This is a genomic window from Robertmurraya sp. FSL W8-0741, assembly GCF_038004005.1.
Taxonomy (GTDB): Bacteria; Bacillota; Bacilli; order Bacillales; family Cytobacillaceae; genus Robertmurraya; species Robertmurraya siralis.
The window spans coordinates 1876373-1897314 of the sequence record NZ_JBBOQG010000001.1; the positions used below are offsets into that span (position 1 = coordinate 1876373).

At 39.8% G+C, this 20942-nt stretch carries 19 protein-coding genes, 1 other RNA gene, 1 pseudogene and 1 other annotated feature (1 of these 22 cut by a window edge); of the genes and pseudogenes, 18 read left to right on the forward strand and 3 right to left on the reverse strand.

The annotated features are described in order from the left end of the window. Positions 1 to 8: 8 nt before the first annotated feature. Positions 9 to 1775 (forward strand): aspartate--tRNA ligase, encoded by a 1767-nt coding sequence (aspS, locus tag NST02_RS09035; protein ID WP_095307164.1) that lies wholly within the window; start codon positions 9 to 11, stop codon positions 1773 to 1775. A gap of 68 nt (positions 1776 to 1843) precedes the next feature. Next, positions 1844 to 2029: non-coding RNA, 6S RNA (ssrS, locus tag NST02_RS09040), on the forward strand. A 244-nt stretch (positions 2030 to 2273) separates the two neighbouring features. Here the strand turns inward: ssrS and NST02_RS09045 are convergent. After that, complete coding sequence (locus NST02_RS09045; RefSeq protein ID WP_137744283.1) at positions 2274 to 3491, reverse strand: dicarboxylate/amino acid:cation symporter; 1218 nt, start codon at positions 3489 to 3491, stop codon at positions 2274 to 2276. Positions 3492 to 3718: 227 nt separating this feature from the next. Here NST02_RS09045 and NST02_RS09050 point away from each other — a divergent pair, with 227 nt between their 5' ends. Continuing rightward, positions 3719 to 4486, forward strand: a complete 768-nt coding sequence (locus NST02_RS09050) for a tRNA threonylcarbamoyladenosine dehydratase (RefSeq protein WP_095307152.1) — start codon at positions 3719 to 3721, stop codon at positions 4484 to 4486. Between the two features lie 289 nt (positions 4487 to 4775). Here the strand turns inward: NST02_RS09050 and NST02_RS09055 are convergent, their stop codons facing one another. Continuing rightward, complete coding sequence (locus tag NST02_RS09055; protein ID WP_340948766.1) at positions 4776 to 5276, reverse strand: hypothetical protein; 501 nt, start codon at positions 5274 to 5276, stop codon at positions 4776 to 4778. Between the two features lie 352 nt (positions 5277 to 5628). On the opposite strand from NST02_RS09055, the pseudogene NST02_RS23770 reads away from it, so the two are divergent. The 6 genes and pseudogenes from NST02_RS23770 to NST02_RS09080 all read left to right on the forward strand — a co-directional run. Next, positions 5629 to 5792, forward strand: a pseudogene (locus NST02_RS23770) (DDE-type integrase/transposase/recombinase); the annotation flags it as partial. Positions 5793 to 6049: 257 nt separating this feature from the next. Further along, positions 6050 to 6814, forward strand: a complete 765-nt coding sequence (locus tag NST02_RS09060; RefSeq protein ID WP_095307071.1) for a hypothetical protein — start codon at positions 6050 to 6052, stop codon at positions 6812 to 6814. A gap of 4 nt (positions 6815 to 6818) precedes the next feature. Continuing rightward, positions 6819 to 7190 carry a GntR family transcriptional regulator gene (locus NST02_RS09065; protein ID WP_095307069.1) on the forward strand — a complete coding sequence of 124 codons (372 nt, stop codon included), beginning with the start codon at positions 6819 to 6821 and terminating at the stop codon, positions 7188 to 7190. Further along, complete coding sequence (locus NST02_RS09070; protein ID WP_212933141.1) at positions 7187 to 7876, forward strand: ABC transporter ATP-binding protein; 690 nt, start codon at positions 7187 to 7189, stop codon at positions 7874 to 7876. The genes NST02_RS09065 and NST02_RS09070 overlap by 4 nt, the downstream gene beginning before the upstream one ends. Positions 7877 to 7888: 12 nt before the next feature. Beyond that, positions 7889 to 8815, forward strand: coding sequence for an ABC transporter ATP-binding protein (locus NST02_RS09075; RefSeq protein ID WP_212933142.1), 927 nt, complete (start codon positions 7889 to 7891; stop codon positions 8813 to 8815). Beyond that, the gene (locus NST02_RS09080) at positions 8808 to 9767 is read left to right on the forward strand and encodes an ABC transporter permease (RefSeq protein WP_095307063.1); all 960 of its coding nucleotides are present in this window, start codon (positions 8808 to 8810) and stop codon (positions 9765 to 9767) included. The genes NST02_RS09075 and NST02_RS09080 overlap by 8 nt, the downstream gene beginning before the upstream one ends. A 237-nt stretch (positions 9768 to 10004) precedes the next feature. Here the strand turns inward: NST02_RS09080 and NST02_RS09085 are convergent, their stop codons facing one another. Then, the gene (locus tag NST02_RS09085) at positions 10005 to 11276 is read right to left on the reverse strand and encodes a replication-associated recombination protein A (protein ID WP_340948770.1); all 1272 of its coding nucleotides are present in this window, start codon (positions 11274 to 11276) and stop codon (positions 10005 to 10007) included. Positions 11277 to 11653: 377 nt separating this feature from the next. Between NST02_RS09085 and NST02_RS09090 the strand changes: the two genes are divergently transcribed. The 9 genes from NST02_RS09090 (at position 11654) to NST02_RS09130 (ending at position 20550) form a co-directional block, all read left to right on the forward strand. Next, on the forward strand, positions 11654 to 12343 hold the full coding sequence (locus NST02_RS09090) for a YczE/YyaS/YitT family protein (RefSeq protein WP_095307059.1): 690 nt from the start codon (positions 11654 to 11656) through the stop codon (positions 12341 to 12343). Next, on the forward strand, positions 12340 to 12759 hold the full coding sequence (cymR, locus tag NST02_RS09095) for a cysteine metabolism transcriptional regulator CymR (protein ID WP_137744252.1): 420 nt from the start codon (positions 12340 to 12342) through the stop codon (positions 12757 to 12759). The genes NST02_RS09090 and cymR overlap by 4 nt, the downstream gene beginning before the upstream one ends. A gap of 67 nt (positions 12760 to 12826) precedes the next feature. Continuing rightward, positions 12827 to 13972 carry a cysteine desulfurase family protein gene (locus NST02_RS09100; protein WP_095307043.1) on the forward strand — a complete coding sequence of 382 codons (1146 nt, stop codon included), beginning with the start codon at positions 12827 to 12829 and terminating at the stop codon, positions 13970 to 13972. Between the two features lie 28 nt (positions 13973 to 14000). Then, the gene (gene mnmA / locus NST02_RS09105; protein ID WP_137744250.1) at positions 14001 to 15116 is read left to right on the forward strand and encodes a tRNA 2-thiouridine(34) synthase MnmA; all 1116 of its coding nucleotides are present in this window, start codon (positions 14001 to 14003) and stop codon (positions 15114 to 15116) included. Between the two features lie 214 nt (positions 15117 to 15330). Continuing rightward, positions 15331 to 15984: a tetratricopeptide repeat protein gene (locus NST02_RS09110; protein ID WP_095307027.1), complete on the forward strand. Its 654-nt coding sequence runs from the start codon at positions 15331 to 15333 to the stop codon at positions 15982 to 15984. Positions 15985 to 16026: 42 nt separating this feature from the next. Continuing rightward, positions 16027 to 18465, forward strand: a complete 2439-nt coding sequence (gene recD2, locus NST02_RS09115; protein ID WP_340948775.1) for an SF1B family DNA helicase RecD2 — start codon at positions 16027 to 16029, stop codon at positions 18463 to 18465. Between the two features lie 221 nt (positions 18466 to 18686). Next, positions 18687 to 19157 carry a PRC-barrel domain-containing protein gene (locus tag NST02_RS09120; RefSeq protein ID WP_095307012.1) on the forward strand — a complete coding sequence of 157 codons (471 nt, stop codon included), beginning with the start codon at positions 18687 to 18689 and terminating at the stop codon, positions 19155 to 19157. A gap of 25 nt (positions 19158 to 19182) precedes the next feature. Next, positions 19183 to 19374 (forward strand): hypothetical protein, encoded by a 192-nt coding sequence (locus NST02_RS09125; RefSeq protein ID WP_095307005.1) that lies wholly within the window; start codon positions 19183 to 19185, stop codon positions 19372 to 19374. Positions 19375 to 19479: 105 nt separating this feature from the next. Further along, entirely contained in the window at positions 19480 to 20550 is a 1071-nt protein-coding gene (locus NST02_RS09130) for an AI-2E family transporter (RefSeq protein ID WP_095306997.1), read from the forward strand. 216 nt (positions 20551 to 20766) lie between these two features. Further along, positions 20767 to 20942, forward strand: a binding site (T-box leader); it runs 38 nt beyond the window's last position.

Consider the following 20942-nt stretch of genomic DNA (forward strand, 5'->3'; position numbering starts at 1 on the left):
GAGTTTTTGTGTACGGGAGAACGTATTTTTGTGGAGAAGTACCAGAGCAAGCGATTGGAGAGCAAATCGTTTTAAAGGGATGGGTACAAAAGCGCCGCGACTTGGGCGGCCTCATTTTTATTGATTTACGTGATCGGACCGGAATCATTCAGGTCGTCTTTAATCCTGAAGAATCACCGGAAGCACTCGCGATTGCAGAGAAGATTAGAAACGAATACGTTCTTGATATAAATGGGATCGTAGTGGCGCGCGAAGAGGGAACGATTAACGAAAATGTGAAGACAGGAAAAATTGAAGTAAAGGCACAGAAGGTAACGATCATAAATGAGGCCAAAACTCCTCCTTTTACGATCGATAATAAGTCTGAAGTATCCGAAGATATCCGTCTAAAATATCGTTATCTAGATTTACGGCGTCCAGTGATGTTTGAGACGTTCAAAATGCGTCATCAAGTCACTAAAGTAGTGCGTGATTTTCTAGATAGTGAAGGCTTCTTAGATATTGAGACGCCCATTTTGACGAAGAGCACACCTGAAGGGGCACGGGATTATTTAGTACCGAGCCGTGTTCATCCAGGAGAATTCTATGCCCTACCGCAATCGCCACAGCTTTTTAAACAGATGCTTATGGTCGGTGGAATTGAACGGTATTATCAAATTGCTCGTTGCTTCCGTGATGAAGATTTACGTGCAGACAGGCAGCCTGAATTTACACAAATCGATATTGAGACAAGCTTCTTAAGCCAAGATGATATCATTGCTATGATGGAAGCGATGATGAAGACAATGATGAAGGAAGTAAAAGGGCAGGATATTTCGATCCCATTCACTCGCATGCCTTATGATGAAGCGATGGCACGCTTTGGTTCTGATAAGCCTGATACTCGCTTCGGACTTGAGCTAGTCGATTTATCAGAGATTGTGAAAGAATCTGGCTTCAAAGTATTCGCAGGTGCTGTTTCCTCTGGAGGACAAGTGAAGGCGATCAACGTCAAGGGTGCTGCTTCTGCTTATTCTAGAAAAGATATTGATGCTTTGACAGAGTTTGTTGCAGTCTATGGTGCAAAAGGTCTCGCTTGGCTGAAAGCTGAAGCAGAAGGATTAAAGGGACCCATTTCAAAATTCATTTCTGAAGATGAAGCAGCGGGCATTCGCTCAGCATTAGAAGTAGAGACAGGCGACCTCTTACTATTCGTAGCCGATAAGAAAACGGTCGTCGCAGACGCTTTAGGGGCTCTTCGCCTCAAGCTTGGAAAAGATCTTGAATTAATTGATCAAAGCAAGTTTGAATTTCTTTGGGTCACTGATTGGCCGCTATTGGAATATGATGAAGAGGCTGGGCGCTACTTTGCTGCTCATCATCCATTTACAATGCCTGTACGAGAAGACTTACAACTATTGGATACTGACCCGGGTGCAGTAAGAGCACAAGCATATGACTTAGTTTTGAATGGCTATGAGCTAGGCGGGGGATCTCTTCGTATTTTTGAAAAAGAAGTACAAGAAAAAATGTTCAAAATTCTTGGTTTTTCAGAAGAAGAAGCAAGAGAGCAGTTCGGTTTCTTACTTGAAGCATTCGAATATGGGACACCACCGCATGGCGGAATCGCTCTCGGATTGGATCGCCTTGTTATGCTACTTGCTGGTCGAACGAATCTTCGCGATACGATTGCGTTTCCGAAGACGGCGAGCGCAAGCTGCTTGTTAACAGAAGCACCTGGTGAAGTCAGTGAAGCGCAGCTTTCCGACCTCCATTTATCGTTGAAAAAGAAGTAATTGGTAATAAATGCATAGGGAGCCTTCTTGAAAGGGCTGCCTGAATATGCTATGATTAAAACAAATAAAGAGTCCTGATGTGTTTGTGGTAAACCCTATGTTTTGACCTAACATACTACCTTCGGGAGTTTGCGTTTCCTCGTGAAGTAAATGCCTATTTAGTAGGACTTACAACCACTCGGAACAGAACACCCACCTGCTGAGTGCGGGTTCAAAACGAAGGATAAACGAGCGACGGCACAATTGGGACTCTTTACATATGAAAAAACCTTCATGCGCAAAGCATGATTTTTTTTTAGGTTTATTAGTGTTGATTTCTCGCTTATTTCGTTTAAACCTTAATCCAATACGAAATGAGCCAAAAATCGTTATATCAGTAATATTGTTTAACAAAGCCTTTTAAAACTAAATACGTTTCTTGTCAAACTAAGAAAGAGGCTGTCCGAAAAGCTAAGCTTTAGGACAGCCCAGTGCGATACTATTTATATTTAAAAGGAATCAAACTTCTTCCACCTTTTCTATCCAATCCTTACCTTCTACCCTTCTTGAAACCAACATCGCAGAAGCATTATCTCCTGTCACGTTTAAGGCAGTTGCCGGTGCATCGATGATGGTGCTAATGGCTGCAATAATCGGTAGTGCCTCCATTGGAAAACCATATAAACTGATGATTAACATTTCAGCAATCATCCCACCACTTGGAATAGCTCCCATTACCGTTCCTCCAAGAACCGCTATTAACATTGCAAGTCCAATTGTTCCGAAACCAGAGAAATCCATATCGAAGACGCTGAATAGGACGGCGATTTTTAAAATGACACCTAAGACAGAACCATCTTTATGCATGGAAGCTCCTAGTGGAATAACGGTTTCCCGGATATCTTTTGGAATCCTCATCTTCTCTGTTGCTTCAAGATTTACAGGAAGAGATGCCATACTGCTACAAGTTGCTAATGAAGTAACGGTTGGTGAGAGCATGTGACTCCAAAACAATTTAATTCCTTTTTTACCTCCTGATAGAAATGCATAACTTGTATAAGCAACCACAAAAAATACTGCTGCTACGATAAAATACAAAATAGCTGTTTTCATGTATGTTTCGAGTAAATTTGTCCCAAATGTTCCCACCAAATAAGCGAAATATGCTCCTAATCCAATGGGAGCGTAGTACATGACTAGGTTCACCATTTTCGTTAAGACAATTGTTCCGGCATTCATAAAAATCGCAAGGGGTTTCGCTTTTTCTCCAACCTTTGTTATGGCAAAACCGAGCAGTAATGAGAAAAATATAAGAGCTAGCATGTGTTCTCTACTAAATAATTCGATGAAGTTGTCGGTAGTAAAGATTCCTACAAGTTGTTCTCCAGCTGATATAGTTTCGATAGATTCTGGTTTAGTTAATTCAACATTCATATCTGTTGCACCTGGGAACATTTTTACTGCACCTACCATCACCAAGGCTGCAATTAGTCCTGTCCCTAAAAAAACAATAAATGTAGATGACATGACCTTTTTGAATCTTTGCCCACTTCCCATATTAGCAATAGCCGATGTAGTTGCAAAAAAGACTAAAGGTACTACAAGTGTGAACATCAAATTTAGAAAGATATCACCTAAAGGTTTGATAACTTCTGCCTGTGCACCCATGTTGATTCCTAATATGCTTCCGATAATGACTGAACTCAGTAGTATGATAGGGAAGCGATAGTTTTTCAATATTGCTTTCATGAATTCCTTCCTCCCTGACTTTCATGGCTCTCTAATGGTACCATATTTCAATGGTATTTTTGCTTATTTTCGCAATATTGTTCTTTGCGCATTCATGCTATGGATTGAACCGCAATTTTCACCTCTAGATGCTAAATAGGATAAAGTATGGTATATTCTTTACGGGTAAAAATAGAACCAAAATGTTTTTAAACTGAATATGGAGTGGTTAATAGATGTTACATCAGTTTTCAAGAAATGAACTTGCCATTGGAACAGAAGGATTAAAAATTATGAAAAATAGTACAGTGGCAGTATTGGGAATCGGCGGAGTAGGTTCCTTTGCCGCTGAAGCACTGGCTCGGTCAGGAGTCGGACGTCTTATTTTAATTGATAAAGATGATGTTGATATTACGAATGTCAATCGACAAATTATCGCCCTTCTTTCCACAGTCGGGAAACCGAAAGCGGATTTAATGAAAGAGAGAATTAAAGACATTAATCCTGAGTGCGAGGTTATTGCTTTAAAAATGTTCTATACGGAAGAAACGTATGAGCAAATTTTTGAGTATGGGCTTGATTTTGTTGTTGATGCTTCGGACACGATTGTTTATAAAATTCACTTAATGAAAGAATGCTTAAAGAGAAATATTCCGATTATTTCAAGTATGGGTGCGGCAAATAAGATGGATCCGACTCGTTTTCAAATTGCGGATATTTCGAAAACACATACGGACCCAATTGCTAAAGTTATTCGTACAAAATTACGAAAAGAAGGGATTAGAAAAGGAATTCCAGTTGTGTTCTCAGATGAGAGCCCTGTCGTTATTCGTGAGGATGTGAGGAAGGTTGTCGGTAAAGAGGATGCTCCAATTAGAAAGGCGAAAATGCCACCAGCCTCCAATGCCTTTGTACCGTCTGTATCGGGATTAATTATGGCGAGCTATGTCGTCAGAGAATTATTAAAGGATATTAAAATTCAGCGGGTAAAGGATGAAAATTAGGTTAGCGTAGAGTAGACAAAAATGCACAGTTCAGCCGTATATTATCAGCAGCATGGCATGGGGCTGCAAACCTTTTTAGCTAAAGCAAGTGGAGACAATGTCCTCATTTTCCCCCACTTGCTTTTCTTTGTTGTATTAAAGTAATTGTTTAATGAAGGCAGTCCCTCGGAGAAAGTTTGTATGAAAGAATAGGGTGATTCGTACTGTCCACTGAAGAAGCGGAAGACAGATACTAGTGAAATTTGCCCTCACAGCCTCGTTTGGACCATAAAAAAACGTCATCCCCTCGTTAATGAGCAATATGCTCTCCTAAAAGAGATTCAGTTTCGCTTAAAATTCTAGCAATTGTTTCGTATTGCCGCGTCAGCTTCTGATTTTGCACTTTTTTCTCGTTATATAATTTTTTTAAAGCCGCCGCCTTGTTTTTTAGAGCAACATGCTCTGCTTTTAGTTTTTTATGTTCTTCAGCGAGCGCTGCATGTGATTCTTCCTGTGCTAAAGATTGTAAAAATTGAACAACGGTATCCAATGTTAAAGGGTCTGACGCTGGAGGGGCACTTTTTTCAGGTGCGGGAAGTTGGAGTTGCGCTGTTGGAGTGGAGGAAGTTTTTTCCTCCTTACATAAAACATGATTCCAGCGGTGACTGCAGGCCGCAGGTGTTCTTCCTAAGAGGGCTGCAGCTTTTTTAAAAGCCGCCGTTTTGGTAGCTCCTAATTGCACATGTTCAAGTACAATTTTTTTTAATAGATGATGGTCTTCGTCTGTCCATTTTTCCCTTCTGTTTTTCATATTTTCACTCCTTAACTGATGTCCGTATTGTCAAAACTTTTATAAGAAATAGGTTATAGAATACCTAGATAGAGGGCTTTATAAGCAAAAAAATGGCCACCCCCTGAATTTTAGGCAAGAGTGAGGTTACCACACGACACTAAAATCCTAAATTGGCGTTCTTTGTCCCCATGAACCCTCTATGAGGACACGCTTTGCTTTTTTTCAGCTTTCTTTGTCCTCATGGACTCTTTATGAGGACACATTTTGCTTTTTTTTGGCGTTCTCTGTCCCCATGAACCCTCTATGAGGACACACTTTGCTTTTTTTCAGCTTTCTTTGTCCCCATGAACCCTCTATGAGGACACACTTTGCTTTTTTCAGTTTTCTACGTCCTCATGAACCCCTAAAAGGAAAGTACCTGTTATTCATCCGGAGTTATCAAGCTTGCCAACGATGCCAGCTCGATGGACAAAACTCATTGGGTTCGCTCAACAATGGATTCCCCAACAGAGGTCTGCCTCACTTTTTGTTTAGCAGAGCCCTTGAGTTTTTGAGCGATTGCGTGACCTCCCACTTAATAACTGGAAGAGAACCTAAACATCTAGGTAGTTTTCATAGAACTTTTGACACTACCCTGATGTTGTTATTCTTATCGTCACCGAAAGAAATTGAATCTATGTAAAGTGTCGTAATTTCCTAACATCGGAAAATAAAAATAAATTTATGTTGCATTATAAAAAGTACCAGTGTATTATTTAACTAGAACACTAAGTCGCGAGGAGAGAGTTATCATGTTAGCATTTAAAGGTTTATATTTAAAGGATTTAAAAATATCGAAAGGCAATTTTCTAATTGGAATGGGTCTTTTGTTTTTAATAGTGGTGTTTGCTTATGGGTTAAGGGGATATTTTGGGGAACCACTTGTACCGCTCATATTCTTTTTTGCCATATTGGTTCTGCATGTCTTATATCTTCCCGTAATATTATTTACTTCATTGCAATTAGAGGGGCAAAGTCAATTATGGCTTCACAACCCAAACGGTGGAATAAAGCTTTTCTTATCTAAATTGGGAGCGGCCTTGACTTATTACTCTGCTTCACTGCTAGCGACCTTTCTATTGTTGCAATTTGCTATTTCAACGACGGAGATTTCCGAAGACCTGTACGGTATGACTGAGGTGTTAAATAATCATCTCTTGCTTGTTATTGGTGGCGTTACATTAACTGGAATTTATATTAGCGTTTGGTTGCTATTTTACTGGACACTCTATCATTCTTTGAAGGGGATCCCATTTCTAAGTAGAATTCGCTGGCTTGTTTTACTAGTCGTATGGATTGTAATTAGTACGGTTAGCAATTATCTGGCAGAAACGAAAGTGTTCGAGGTCATTCAAGAAAAAGGTACAGTGCAACTTAATATTTTTAGTTCACAATTCGTTGATATGACAGGGACGGTTGGTCAGATTAATTTAGTTTCCATTGCTCTACATGTTGTTACGGCGATCGCAGTATTTCTAATATCTGTTTTGTTATTAGAAAGGAAAGTGGAGGTGTAGCAGAATGGAAGATTTTCAAGCATCAAAACCTATTTATATGCAAATTGTTGATAAAATTAGTCATCAAATTGTTCGGGGAGATATCAAGCCGGGTGAAAAGCTTCCATCAGTCAGAGAAATGGCAATTAAAACTGGGGTGAATCCAAATACCATTCAGAGAACGTATAGTGAAATGGAGAGGATGGAAATCGTGGAATCGAGAAGAGGACAAGGAACATTCGTCACGGAAGTTAATGAAGTTATTGTCGATTTAAAAGAAAAGTTGCAAACCGATATGATCGCTGCTTTTGTTCACAACATGAAAGAATTAGGGTTTACACAGGAAGAAATGCTGAAGGGCTTGCAAAATTATATTGATAGGGAGGGTGGCAAATGATTAAGGTTGAGGAAGTGTCAAAAAAGTACGGTGGTGAAGCGGCTGTAGAAGGTATCTCTTTTTCACTGGAAAAAGGAAAAATTTATGGGTTTATAGGTCCGAACGGTAGCGGCAAATCAACTACATTAAAAATGATAGCAGGTCTTGTTTTTCCTGCAAGTGGCTCCATTACGGTGAATGGAAAAAAGGTAGAACGAAAAATTGCGAAAGAAGTCGCTTATTTATCAGAGCTTGATTTTTTCTATCCAACTTTTACTGTAAAAGATATGATCGCATTCTCAGCTACCCAATTCCCTGATTTTAATATGGATCGAGCCAATGAGCTATTGGCTTTTATGAAGCTGGACCCAAAGAAAAAGCTAAAGCAGCTTTCAAAGGGAAATCGTGGGAGATTGAAGCTTGTTCTCACTTTAGCTCGCACCGCCCCTGTTCTTTTATTGGATGAACCATTTTCAGGTCTTGATCCAATGGTCAGAGAATCGATTGTTAAAGGGTTATTGTCCTATATCGATTTTAACGAGCAAACGGTCGTTATTGCGACACATGAAATCGATGAAATTGAGATGCTTCTTGATGAAGTGATTGCCATTCAAAACGGTCAAATCGTTGCTGTAGAAAATGTGGAAGAGCTGCGAGAATCAAAAGGGCAATCTGTGTTAGAGTGGATGAAAAAAATTTTTGCTTAAAAGGAGCTAACAATGGAAGCGGTAATTGAAATTCAAAATGTGACAAAACAAATTAAAGGTAGGAAAATCATCGACCAAATCAGCTTTAATGTCAATCGCGGAGAGGTTTTTGGCTTTCTTGGTCCAAATGGTGCGGGTAAGACGACAACGATTCGGATGATCGTTGGGTTGATTGGAATTACTGAAGGTGATATCAAAATTGCAGGTCACAGTATTCGGACCGATTTTGAAAAAGCAGTAAGTCATGTAGGAGCAATTGTAGAAAACCCGGAAATGTATAAATTCATGAGTGGCTATGATAATCTTCTCCATTTTGCCAGAATGTCTGCAAATGTATCTAAGGAAAAAATTGATGAGGTTGTAGAATTGGTTGGCTTAACGGATAGAATTAAAGACAAGGTTAAAACTTATTCTCTCGGTATGAGGCAGCGTCTTGGTTTAGCACAATGTTTGCTCCATGACCCAGACGTGTTAATCCTGGACGAACCGACAAACGGACTCGACCCTGCCGGTATTAGAGAAATAAGAGATCATATTAGGATGCTTGCACGGGAAAGGAATATGGCTGTCATTGTGTCCAGTCATTTATTATCGGAAATGGAAATGATGTGTGATCGAATTGGAATCATTCAGCAAGGTATGCTAGTTGATGTTCAACTTGTTCATGATTTCATCAATGGGGCAGAAAAAGTGTATCAATTCGAACTCATTGAAAAGGAGAAAGCAAAAGAGCTTCTTAAACATTCACATCCTCAGCTTTCTGTTGAGATAACGTCTGAGGGAGTGGCCGTGGCGATGACAAGAGAGGAAATTCCGGCAATTGTGAAAATTTTTGTCAGTGAAGACATCTCTTTATACGGAATAGAAGAAGTGACAAAATCTTTAGAGGAGCGATTCTTAGAGATTACAAAAGAAAAAGAAGGTGTCGCCCATGTATAAATTAGTTCAAAATGAATTATTGAAAATTTTCAAGCGATCTGGAACATATGTAATGATTGGGTTACTTATTTTAATTGTCACGGTTGTAGGAGCCTTTGTAAAATATCAGGAAAGTGGTGGAACAGTTCCAGATAATTCTGAATGGAAACAAGGCTTGCAATTGGAAAACACAAACTTAGAAAAGCAGGTTGCCGAATTAGAAGGTCAGGTTCCGGATTCACAAATTACTTATTATAAGCGGCAAATAGCGATTAATGAATATCGTATTGAACATGGGCTTTCTCCAAACAGCGCGTATTCCGTTTGGGAATTTGTCAGCGACAATGTATCGATTATCGAGTTAGCAGGAATGTTTACGATTATCATTGCGGCGGGAATCGTCGCCAGTGAATTCAACTGGGGTACGATAAAGCTTCTGCTTATCCGACCTGTAAGCAGGTCAAGAATTTTAGTGGCTAAGTATTTAACTGTTCTTATTTTTGCTCTAATTGTTGTTGCTTTATGTTTTAGTTACTCAACTGTACTTGGTTTTATTTTATTTGGGGGACCTGAGAATGCTAGTCCGTATTTAAACTATCATCAAGGAACGGTAACAGAACAAAGTATGTTTATGCATCTGTTAAGTTCCTACGGTTTAAACTCTGTAAATATGCTCATGCTTGCGACGATGGCATTTATGATTTCAGCCGTTTTTAGAAGCAGTTCATTGGCGATTGGAATTTCTCTTTTCCTTATGTTTACCGGAGCACAGCTTACAAGCCTAGTTGCAATGAAATACGATTGGGCGAAATATATTTTATTTGCTAATACTGACTTAACGCAATATTTTGAAGGCTCTCCATTAGTGGAAGGAATGACATTGCCGTTTTCGATTATAGTTCTTGTCGTTTATTTTATCCTATTTCAATTACTTGCCCATCTAGTTTTCAAAAAACGCGATGTCGCAGCATAGTTCAAACAAAAAACCGCATTTGTGCGGTTTTTTTTAACTCAATAAGCGAATCTAGTCTAAGAAGCACGAACATTGGATTTATTATTGCAACCTACGATAAGTAAACTGGAGACGGTAGCAGTGCAGGTTTCCAAGGGTTCCAGCTTGAGCACCAAGGAAAGCTTGTTAGAATAAACATTACAGGAACAATTTGCTTCCGGTTGTTCCGTAGACACTCCCCGCGTTTTTGCTCTTGACTCATCCTTTTTTTGATAGGTTTTCATAGACAGTTGCTAAAGCTTGTTCAAACTTTCCTGTCCGTTTCGGTTCATAATAGATCTTATTTTTAATACGGTCGGGCAAATATTGTTGCTTGACCCAGCCATTTTCATAATCATGAGGATACAAATATTCTAGGCCCCGACCTAGTTCTGCTGCTCCCTTGTAATGGGCGTCCTTTAAATGATCTGGAACCTCCCCGCTGATTCCCTTGCGTAAATCGGATATCGCCTGATCAATGGCAATGATCGCTGAATTTGATTTAGGTGATAAGCAGAGCTCTATTACTGCGTTGGCTAAGGGAATTCTTGCTTCAGGGAATCCAATTCGCTCAGCAGTTTCAATCGCAGCAAGAGTTCTCGCCCCTGCTTGGGGACTGGCAAGGCCAATATCCTCATACGCAATAACAAGCAGCCTCCTGCTGATGCTTTGTAAATCACCAGCTTCAATGAGGCGTGCTAAGTAATGGAGGGCAGCATTGACATCACTGCCGCGAATAGACTTTTGAAAGGCGGAGAGCACGTCGTAGTGTCCATCGCCGTCTTTATCATGGGTGAAGCTTTTCTTTTGCATACATTCCTCTGCGACAGCAAGGTCAATATGGATCGTTCCCTTCTCATCCTTCTCTGTTGAAACAACGGCAAGCTCAAGTGCATTTAATGAACTGCGAACATCGCCGTTCGAAGCTGTTGCGAGATGGATCAGTGCTTCCTCAGAAATATCGATCAGATAATGACCAAGTCCTCTTTCCTGATCAGCTATTGCCCGCTTTAATGCTTCAACAATTTCTCCGCTTTCTAACGGTCTCAGTTCAAAAATTTGACAGCGGCTGCGAATCGCCGGATTAATGGCATGATATGGATTGCTTGTCGTTGCTCCAATTAAAACAATCGAACCATTTTCAAGTTGGGGGAGAAGGAAATCCTGTTTTCCTTTATCAAGTCGATGAACCTCATCTAAAAGCAAAATAACCTTACCAGACATTTTCGCCTCGGCTGCAACAATTTCTAAGTCTTTTTTATTATTGGTCACCGCATTTAGCATGCGAAAAGCAAATTGAGTACTCCCCGCGATCGCACTGGCGATGGAAGTTTTTCCAATTCCCGGTGGCCCATAGAGGATCATTGAGGAAAGTTGTTTTGCTTTAACCATGCGGTGAATGATTTTTCCTTCTCCAACGAGATGTTTTTGGCCGATGATTTCATCAATTGTTCTCGGTCTCATACGAAAGGCAAGGGGCTTCACATTCATTCCAATCTCTCCATTTTCTTAAAGTGATTTATTTCTTTAACCATAACATGTGGAACATACATTTGCATACTGATGAGAGAGGATGGGAAAAAAACGATTTTTGGCTCATTTCGTGCAAAGCCTTGATTTCACACCCCTTTCAGCCATAGTGAAAGGTTGGCTCTGGCAACATGAAAAGTGAGCTTTCTCCCACTTTTCATGTTGTAGAGCTTAAATGAGTCAAAAATCTAGCTTGTCTTATCCGCATGACTTATTAAGTTGTGCTATAATGGCTATTGCCTATCAAATTAATCAGGTTTTTGGTAATATTTATATGAAAGATAGCATGGGTCCTTCGGTAAACGAATCATCTGTGTTGAAGAATGGGGATTACAGCGATGAGAAATCGAAGAAAAGGGCAAGTGGGTCCAAGATTTGCTATATATATTTTAGGATTATTAATTATGTCTTTAGGTCTTGTATTATTGATTAAAGCAGACTTAGGAGCCACACCTTGGGATGTATTGCACGTAGGGTTATACTATCAATTAGGCTTAACAATTGGTAGCTGGTCAGTGATTGTCGGCATGTTTATTTTACTAGCGGCTGCTATTATATCAAAGGAATTTCCACAAGTTGGAGCTTTCTTAAATATGGTTCTTGTTGGTCTCTTTATTGATATGTATTTTCTCCTTCCTTTTTTACATACACCAGAGGGACTGATGGGCAAACTTCTCATGTTTACGATTGGTTTACTTCTTAATGGATATGGAATGGGACTTTACATTTCAGCGCAATTTGGTGCAGGCCCACGAGATAGCCTCATGATCGCTTTGACATCAAAAACGGGCTGGAAAGTACGCAATGTAAGAGGTGTGATGGAAATTTTAGTACTCCTTGTCGGTTGGTGGCTCGGCGGACCAATCTTTTGGGGTACGATCGTCATCGGCTTATTGATTGGGCCGTTGGCAGGCATTTGTCTGCCTCAATGCCACAAATTCACAGAATACTGGCTGTCCTCTTTAAAAGAAAAAAAGATGGTTGTAGAACATTCAAAAACTGAATCAAAACGAGGTGCGAGTTTATGAAAATTTCAACAAAAGGACGCTACGGGTTGACGATTATGATCGAATTAGCTAAAAAGCACGGAGATGGACCAATCTCCTTAAAGGCGATTGCCCAAGCCAATGATTTGTCAGAACATTATTTAGAGCAATTAATTGCCCCTTTAAGAAATGCGGGCTTAGTTAAAAGCATTCGAGGTGCGTACGGTGGCTACGTATTAGCAGATGAACCGGCGAAAATTACTTCAGGGGATATTATTCGTGTATTAGAAGGGCCGATTACTCCGGTTGAAGGCATTGAAGATGAAGAACCGGCGAAAAGGGAATTATGGATACGAATTCGCGATGCAGTGAAGGATGTTTTAGAAAATACAACGTTAGAGGATTTAGCGAACCATACGGATGATGGAGAGTCTGACGCATATATGTTTTATATTTAAGTCTTGTTAAATAATATTGGTGAGCAAATAATTTTTTCTTCATTTCGAAGTTAGTAGGTGAATAAGATTGGAACGGATTTATGTAGATCATGCTGCCACTGCTCCGATGCATCCGCAGGTGATTGAAGTGATGACAAAAGTGATGAGTCAGCTATTCGGAAACCCATCAAGCATCCATGCTTATGGCCGTGAAGCTAGACATATTGTTGATGAGGCAAGAGATCAGCTGGCCAAAAGTATAAACGCCCATCCGAATGAAATCATCATGACGAGTGGTGGAACGGAAGCAGATAATTATGCTTTGATCGGCGTTGCTGAAGCGAATAAAGAAAAAGGAAACCATATTATTACGACGCAAATTGAACATCATGCTGTTTTGCATACTTGTCAGCAGTTGGAGAAAAAAGGCTTTGAAGTAACATATTTACCTGTTGATTCTACAGGGGCAATTTCAATTGCTGATTTAAAAAAAGCTTTGCGCGAAGATACGATTCTTGTTTCGATTATGTATGGAAATAATGAGGTCGGAACTTTACAGCCGATAAAAGAAATTGGCGCGCTGCTAACTAGCCACAGGGCCCTGCTTCATACCGATGCCGTACAGGCTTACGGATTGGTTAACATCGATGTCAGAGAATTACATGTTGATTTATTAAGCGTGTCGGCCCATAAAATTAACGGACCAAAAGGAATTGGGTTTTTATTTATTCGTAATGATGTGAAAGTGTCTCCACTTATTTTTGGCGGTGAGCAAGAAAGAAAAAGACGTGCTGGCACAGAAAATGTCGCTTCGATTGCCGGTTTTCAAGAAGCGGTAAAAGTAGCCCAACTTAAAAGAGATGAGAGAGTAAAAGAGTATCAGCACTATAAAGAAATATTAATCAATGAACTAAAAACACAGGAGATCGATTTTTCCGTAAACGGATCACTTGAAAATTCTCTCCCTCATGTTTTAAACTTAAGCTTCCCAGGTATTAATGTCGAAGCAATGCTTGTTCATTTAGATTTAGCAGGAGTGGCTGTTTCAAGCGGTTCAGCTTGTACGGCCGGCAGCATTGATCCATCACATGTCCTGGTTGCGATGTTCGGTAGTCAATCCGAAAAGTTGCGAAATTCTATCCGCTTCAGCTTTGGTCTATATAATACTGCTGACCAGATTCAAAAGGTTGCGGAGACGACAGCAGAAATTGTGAAGCGGCTAACAAATAAATAATGGCAATGGGCAAGTGAGGTGAAAGAAATTGATGAAGGATCCGAAGGACACACGTGTTGTTGTAGGGATGTCCGGTGGAGTCGATTCATCTGTAGCGGCATTATTGTTGAAACAGCAAGGATATGATGTCATCGGAATTTTTATGAAAAATTGGGACGATACAGATGAGTTTGGAGTATGTACAGCGACGGAAGATTATAATGATGTGATTCGTGTATGCAATCAAATCGGAATTCCTTACTATGCTGTTAACTTCGAAAAACAGTATTGGGACAAAGTATTCACGTATTTCTTAGATGAATATAAAGCAGGGCGGACACCGAATCCGGATGTCATGTGCAATAAAGAGATTAAATTTAAGGCTTTTCTAGAGCATGCCCTTAATCTCGGTGCAGATTATTTAGCTACCGGTCATTATGCCCGTGTTGACCGCAGAGATGGAGAAGTTAAAATGCTCCGTGGTATTGATGAAAATAAGGATCAAACTTATTTTTTAAATCAACTTTCACAGGAGCAATTAGAAAAGGTAATGTTCCCAATTGGCGATATTGAAAAATCAAAGGTGCGGGAAATTGCGATAGAGGCAGGTTTAGCTACAGCTACGAAAAAAGATAGCACTGGAATTTGTTTTATTGGAGAACGTAATTTCAAAGAGTTTTTAAGCAACTATTTACCTGCACAACCAGGCAATATGGAAACTCTTGATGGAGAAGTGGTTGGCAAGCATGATGGATTAATGTATTACACAATCGGTCAGCGTCATGGACTTGGAATTGGTGGCTCTGGTGAACCGTGGTTTGTGATTGGGAAAGATTTAAAGCGCAATGTCTTATTTGTTGGACAAAGCTTTCACAATGAAAAACTATATTCAGATTCCATTATTGCTTCTAGTGTAAGCTGGATCTCAAATGAACCTAAGCCAGATTCGTTTCAATGTACAGCGAAATTCAGATACCGTCAACCTGATAATCATGTGACTGTACAAGCTTTGGGGGATGGCAAAGTAAAAGTAGTCTTCCATGAACCAATTCGTGCCGTAACACCTGGGCAAGCCGTTGTTTTTTACAATGGGGATGAATGTCTCGGTGGAGGAACGATAGACGAGATCTACAAAAATGGAGAACGACTTACTTACGTTGGCTAACATAATTTAAGGAATAAGGGTGTCCAAAAAAAGCATTGCTTTTGGGGCACCCTTTCATACGTCTAGCATCCATATTACTAAAGTGAATCATAAGGGGGTGCTGACGAACATGAGTATGAGGGTTCAACAAAAAAGGAGCTCGCGATTCCTGCGCTTGATTTCGTTTTTGCCGTACATTAGATATGCTATACTTTTGATAATGGGAGTGAAAAGAATGGATAAAAACCAGCAAGGTATACAATATATGCAAGAAGGAAAATGGGAAGAAGCAGCGAAAATTTTTATGGAAGCCATTGAGGAGAATCCAAAGGATGCGGTCTCCTATATTAATTTTGGCAATGTCCTTGCGGCAGTTGGCGAAAATGACAAAGCACTATCTTTTTTTGAAAAAGCGATTGAACTTGACGATCGTGCAGCAGCAGCCTATTACAGTGCTGGCAATCTTTATTTCGAAAACGACAATCTCGATGCAGCAAAAAAAATGTTTGAAAAAGCAATGCAGCAAGGTTTGGAATCCAGTGACAATTATTTTATGCTCGGCTTAACCCTTGCTCAGCTTGAACAGCCTCGTCTAGCTTTGCCATATCTGCAACGTGCTGTTGAATTAAATGGTGATGACGCAGAGGCCCGTTTCCAATATGGTCTATGCTTGGCAGGCTTAGAATTAATTGATGAAGCAATTGCCCAATTTACAAGCTGTGTGCAATTGGATCAAGAGCATGCCGACGCCTATTATAATTTAGGTGTTGCCTATGGATACAAAGAGAATGGCGTTAAAGCGATGGAGATGTTTGAAAAGGCATTGGACATACAGCCAGACCATATGTTAGCAGGCTACGGTAAAAAGCTATTGGAAAAAGAGCAATAAAAAAATCTTTGCTAAAAGCTTAACAGCAAGGAGGGAGAGTCTTTGGCAGAACAGGAAAAGCTGGATTTGTTTAACGAGGAAAGCAAATATATAAAAGGGAAGCATCTCGTGACCATATTCCATAATGAGCAAAACCTTTATACGGTGTTAAGAATTCGTGTTGAGGATACGAATGAAAATTATAAAGATAAAGAAGCGGTTATTACTGGTTATTTTCCAAAGGTTCATGAGGAGGAAACATACATTTTTTATGGTCAAATGAAGGAGCATCCAAAGTTTGGACCGCAGTTTCAAGCTGAGCATTTCCGTAAGGAACTTCCGCAAACGAAACAAGGAGTGATCGCTTACTTATCTGGTGATTTGTTTAAAGGGATTGGAAAAAAGACAGCAGAAAACATTGTGGAAACATTGGGTGAAGATGCGATTTCCCGTATTCTTTCCCAGCCTTCCATTTTGGATACTGTTCCGAAGCTTCCTTCTGAAAAAGCTAAGGAATTATATGAGACATTAATGGAAAATCAAGGCTTAGAGCAGGCGATGATTGCTTTAAACCAATATGGATTTGGTCCGCAAATTTCGATGAAAATTTATCAAATCTACAAAGAATTGACGGTTGAGGTTATTCAATCGAATCCGTACAAGCTTGTTGAGGATGTAGAGGGGGTTGGTTTTAGCCGTGCTGATGAGCTTGGCTATCAAATCGGAATTTCCGGCAGCCATCCGGACAGAATCAAGGCTGGCTGCTTATATGTATTAGAACATGAGTGTATGCAAGCAGGGCACGTCTATCTTCCAGCTAAACATCTTCTCGTTAGTGTGAAAAAGCTTTTAGAGGAAAATAAGCGAGATACGATTGAGTATACGGATATTTCCAATGAATTGCTTAAACTTGAAGAAGAAGGGAAAATTATCATTGAAGATAAGAAAATTTATCTTCCATCCCTTTATTTTTCCGAAAAAGGGCTTGTTTCGAACATAAAGCGTATTCTAGAGCAAAAAGATTATGATGAACAATTTCCAGAGTCTGAATTTCTTTTGGCATTAGGAGAACTTGAAGAGAGATTGAAGGTTCAATATGCTCCTACGCAAAAAGAGGCGATACAAACCGCATTAATGTCACCGATGTTAATTTTAACGGGAGGACCTGGTACTGGAAAAACAACAGTCATTAAAGGAATCGTTGAGTTGTATGGAGAATTGCACGGATGTTCATTGGATCCAAAGGATTATAAGGATGATGAGCCATTTCCTTTTTTATTGGCTGCCCCTACCGGACGAGCCGCCAAAAGGATGAGCGAATCGACAGGACTACCTGCGGTTACGATTCATCGGCTACTAGGCTGGAATGGAGTAGAAGGTTTTAGCCGTGATGAGGACGAGCCCCTTGAAGGAAAGATATTGATTGTCGATGAAACATCAATGCTCGATATATGGCTCGCCAATCAATTATTTAAGGCACTTCCAGATCATATTCAAGTCATACTTGTCGGTGACGAGGATCAACTACCATCCGTTGGACCCGGACAAGTACTAAAGGATTTACTTGAATCAAAAAGGATTCCGACGGTAAGGTTAACGGATATTTATCGGCAAGAGGAAGGTTCTTCCATCATTGAGTTGGCTCACAGCATTAAGCATGGGCGACTTCCAGATGATATTTTGAAGCCGCAAAAGGATCGCTCTTTTATTCGTTGTCATGCAGGTCAAATTGGTGAAGTTGTCGAAAAGGTGGCCGAGAACGCTAAGAAAAAAGGCTATACGCAACGGGATGTTCAGGTTTTGGCACCGATGTATAAAGGGCCAGCTGGAATAGACAAATTGAACGAAATTGTCCAACAGATTTTTAATGATAATGATGACGGATCGAGAAAAGAATTAAGATTCGGCGATGTTAAATACCGTATTGGCGACAAAGTGCTACAGCTCGTTAATCAACCTGAAAATCATGTTTTCAATGGTGACATTGGCGAAATTGTTTCGATTTTTACAGCCAAGGAAAATACGGAAAAAGAAGATATGGTTATTGTTTCGTTTGATGGAATTGAGGCGACATATACACGCCAAGACTTAACGCAAATTACCCATGCCTATTGCTGTTCTGTTCACAAGTCTCAGGGGAGTGAATTTCCAATCGTCATTCTTCCAATTGTGAAAAGCTATTATCGCATGCTGAGAAGGAATCTTATTTACACCGCGATTACAAGAAGCAAAAGTTCTCTTATTTTATGTGGAGAAGAAGAAGCGTTGCGAATGGCGATCGGTCGAGTTGATGAACAGACAAGATTAACTTCGCTGCAGGAGAAATTGAAAGTGGCCATTTGGAAAACGGATCATTCTGAAGATATGACAGCTTCCATTGATGTTAACCTAGAGACAAAGATGGAGCCTGGGTTATATGATGACTCAATAATGGATATCGATCCGCTCATTGGGATGGAGAATGTAACTCCGTATGATTTTATGGAGCTGGAAGAAATTTAGAGTGCCGGGTTGGTGCTCTATTTTTGTTTCAACGCTTTGATTTATCGATTACAAATCCGATTATTTTCTGCGAATATTTGTCAAATCCGACATGTACTGAAGAAAATACCACATCTACGCTCAGCTCCCGCCATGAAGTACATCATGCTTGGTAAACCTTTCTTTTAATGATTCTTCATAACCTGCAGAAACTAATACTGTTCGGAAAGGTGGGATAGCTCCTGCGAACAGTATCATTATTAAAGGGTCTGCCGATCTATGTAAAAAGTTCTGGAGAAAAAATAGGTGAAGTGTGTGATATTTGTTTAGCGGAAAATGGCGAAATTGAGGGCATCTTAGTGAAAAAGGGTGCACTCATAAAAAAGCCATGGCTCATTCCTTTACATGCTATAGCCTCTTTTGGAACTGATGGGATTATGCTGGAAGATGATGTGAATTTCCAGTCGGTAAAAGGATCTTATCATATTCTTGATGGAAGAGAAAAACTAGTTGGAAAACCGTTATTGTCAGCTGAAGGTGAAAAGCTGGGAATTCTTCAAGATGTATATTTTCATGAGGAGCTGGGAACAATTTTAGGGTATGAATGTTCGGATGGCTTCTTTGCTGATATAACGGAAGGGAAGCGGGTTTTTAAAAGCGATGCTCCACCTAAAATTGGGAAAGACGCCATTATCGTAAATATACAATCATAATTTGAGATAAGAGGGGTCTTTTTCAATGTTTAGTTGTCCTAATTGTCAAAGTAAAGATATTGGTAAGATCGGAATCAATCAATACTATTGCTGGAACTGCTTTATCGAATTAACTGTGTCCCAAGGCATAATCAGTACGCACCAGGTTGAAGAGGATGGCTCCTTAAGTTCGCTTGACGATCTTTTCGACGAGGATGTACGTCGCTACATTCTTTAATTCATACTGTCTTGTTCCTCCCTTATGTAAAGGGGGGGATTTTTTTATCTCTTTCGTATATTTTCCATTGAGGCTTCCACACTAACGATAAGGAGGTAGGGGGAAATGGACAACCGATTGAGGTGGATTTATCGATTTGCTTTTTTATTATTACTGTTTGTTCTTATCTACATATTTTTTAAACTAAAGCCTGTTTGGCTTCCTTTTATTGATATGGTTGCGGTGATTTTTACACCGTTCATCATTTCAGCGTTTATTACTTATTTACTGCATCCAATTGTAGAAAAACTTCATGAAAATTACTTTCCGCGCTGGCTTTCGATTTTAATTATCTATTTGCTTTTTTTTGGCGGGATTGCTTTTGCGATTTATAAAGGTTTGCCAGCCTTCATCCTTCAACTCCGAGATCTAGTCGAAAGCGCGCCTGAATTTGCAAACCAGTATCGGAACTGGGTCATCTTAATACAGGAGCAAACTTCCGCCTGGCCTGAAGGGTTCCAAGAGCGTGTTGATGAAGGCATTATCGCAGCTGAGCAGGCCGTGGACAGAATGCTAACGAAAGTATTAGATTATCTTGTGGGAATTTTAAATTCAATGATTATGATTGCGCTCATTCCGTTTATTACTTTTTATATGTTAAAGGATGTCGACTTAATCAAAAAAGCGACCTGGTATTTAACGCCGAGAAAATGGAGGAAAAGGGGCGTCCAGTTTTTAAGAGATGTTGATGAATCATTGGGAGGATATATTCGTGGACAAATTCTAGTAGGTGCTTCGATTGGAACGATAGCAGCATTTTTATTTTGGTTTGTCGACATGAAATATCCACTGTTGCTTGGTGTAATCGTAGGGATTACGAACATTATTCCCTATTTTGGACCGATTATTGCCCTTGTGCCGATCACGATTATTGCGGCAACGATGTCCATGAAAATGGTCATTACTTCGGTGATCATCGTTGTCATATTACAGTTTTTAGAAGGGAATATATTATCACCCCTTATTGTTGGGAAAAGCCTTCATATGCACCCATTGCTGATTATGCTTGCTCTTTTTGCCGGCGGTGAAATTGCTGGTATAATCGGGCTCATTCTCGGTGTGCCGATTCTCGCAATATTAAAAGTTATCCTTTTGCATTCCAGAAACCATTTTATCCAAGCAAGACTAAAGGGATAGAACATTGTTGTACTCCACAATGTTTTTTCTATAAACTGATATAGGGTACGAAACGATTTGCTTTAAAATCCATCGGAAGAGGAAATGTCAATTTTGCCTATTTAAACGAAAAAATGGCTATTCGCGAAAAAGTGACAATCAAGATGAAGCAGACAAAGGATAAAGCATTGACAAATGTAAATTTTACTCGCTATAATGCGATATAGGAATCAATAGGAAAACATGATGAAGGAACGAAGTATGTTACAGTCCATCTATATAGAGAGGAATTTCCTTGGCTGAAAGAAATTCTAGATGAAGGGTGACAGAAAGCTAATCCAGAATGCAGACTAATCTCTGCCGTAACCTTGCGTTAAAAGGTGTTGAGAGATGAATGAGGCTTTTCATTCGTA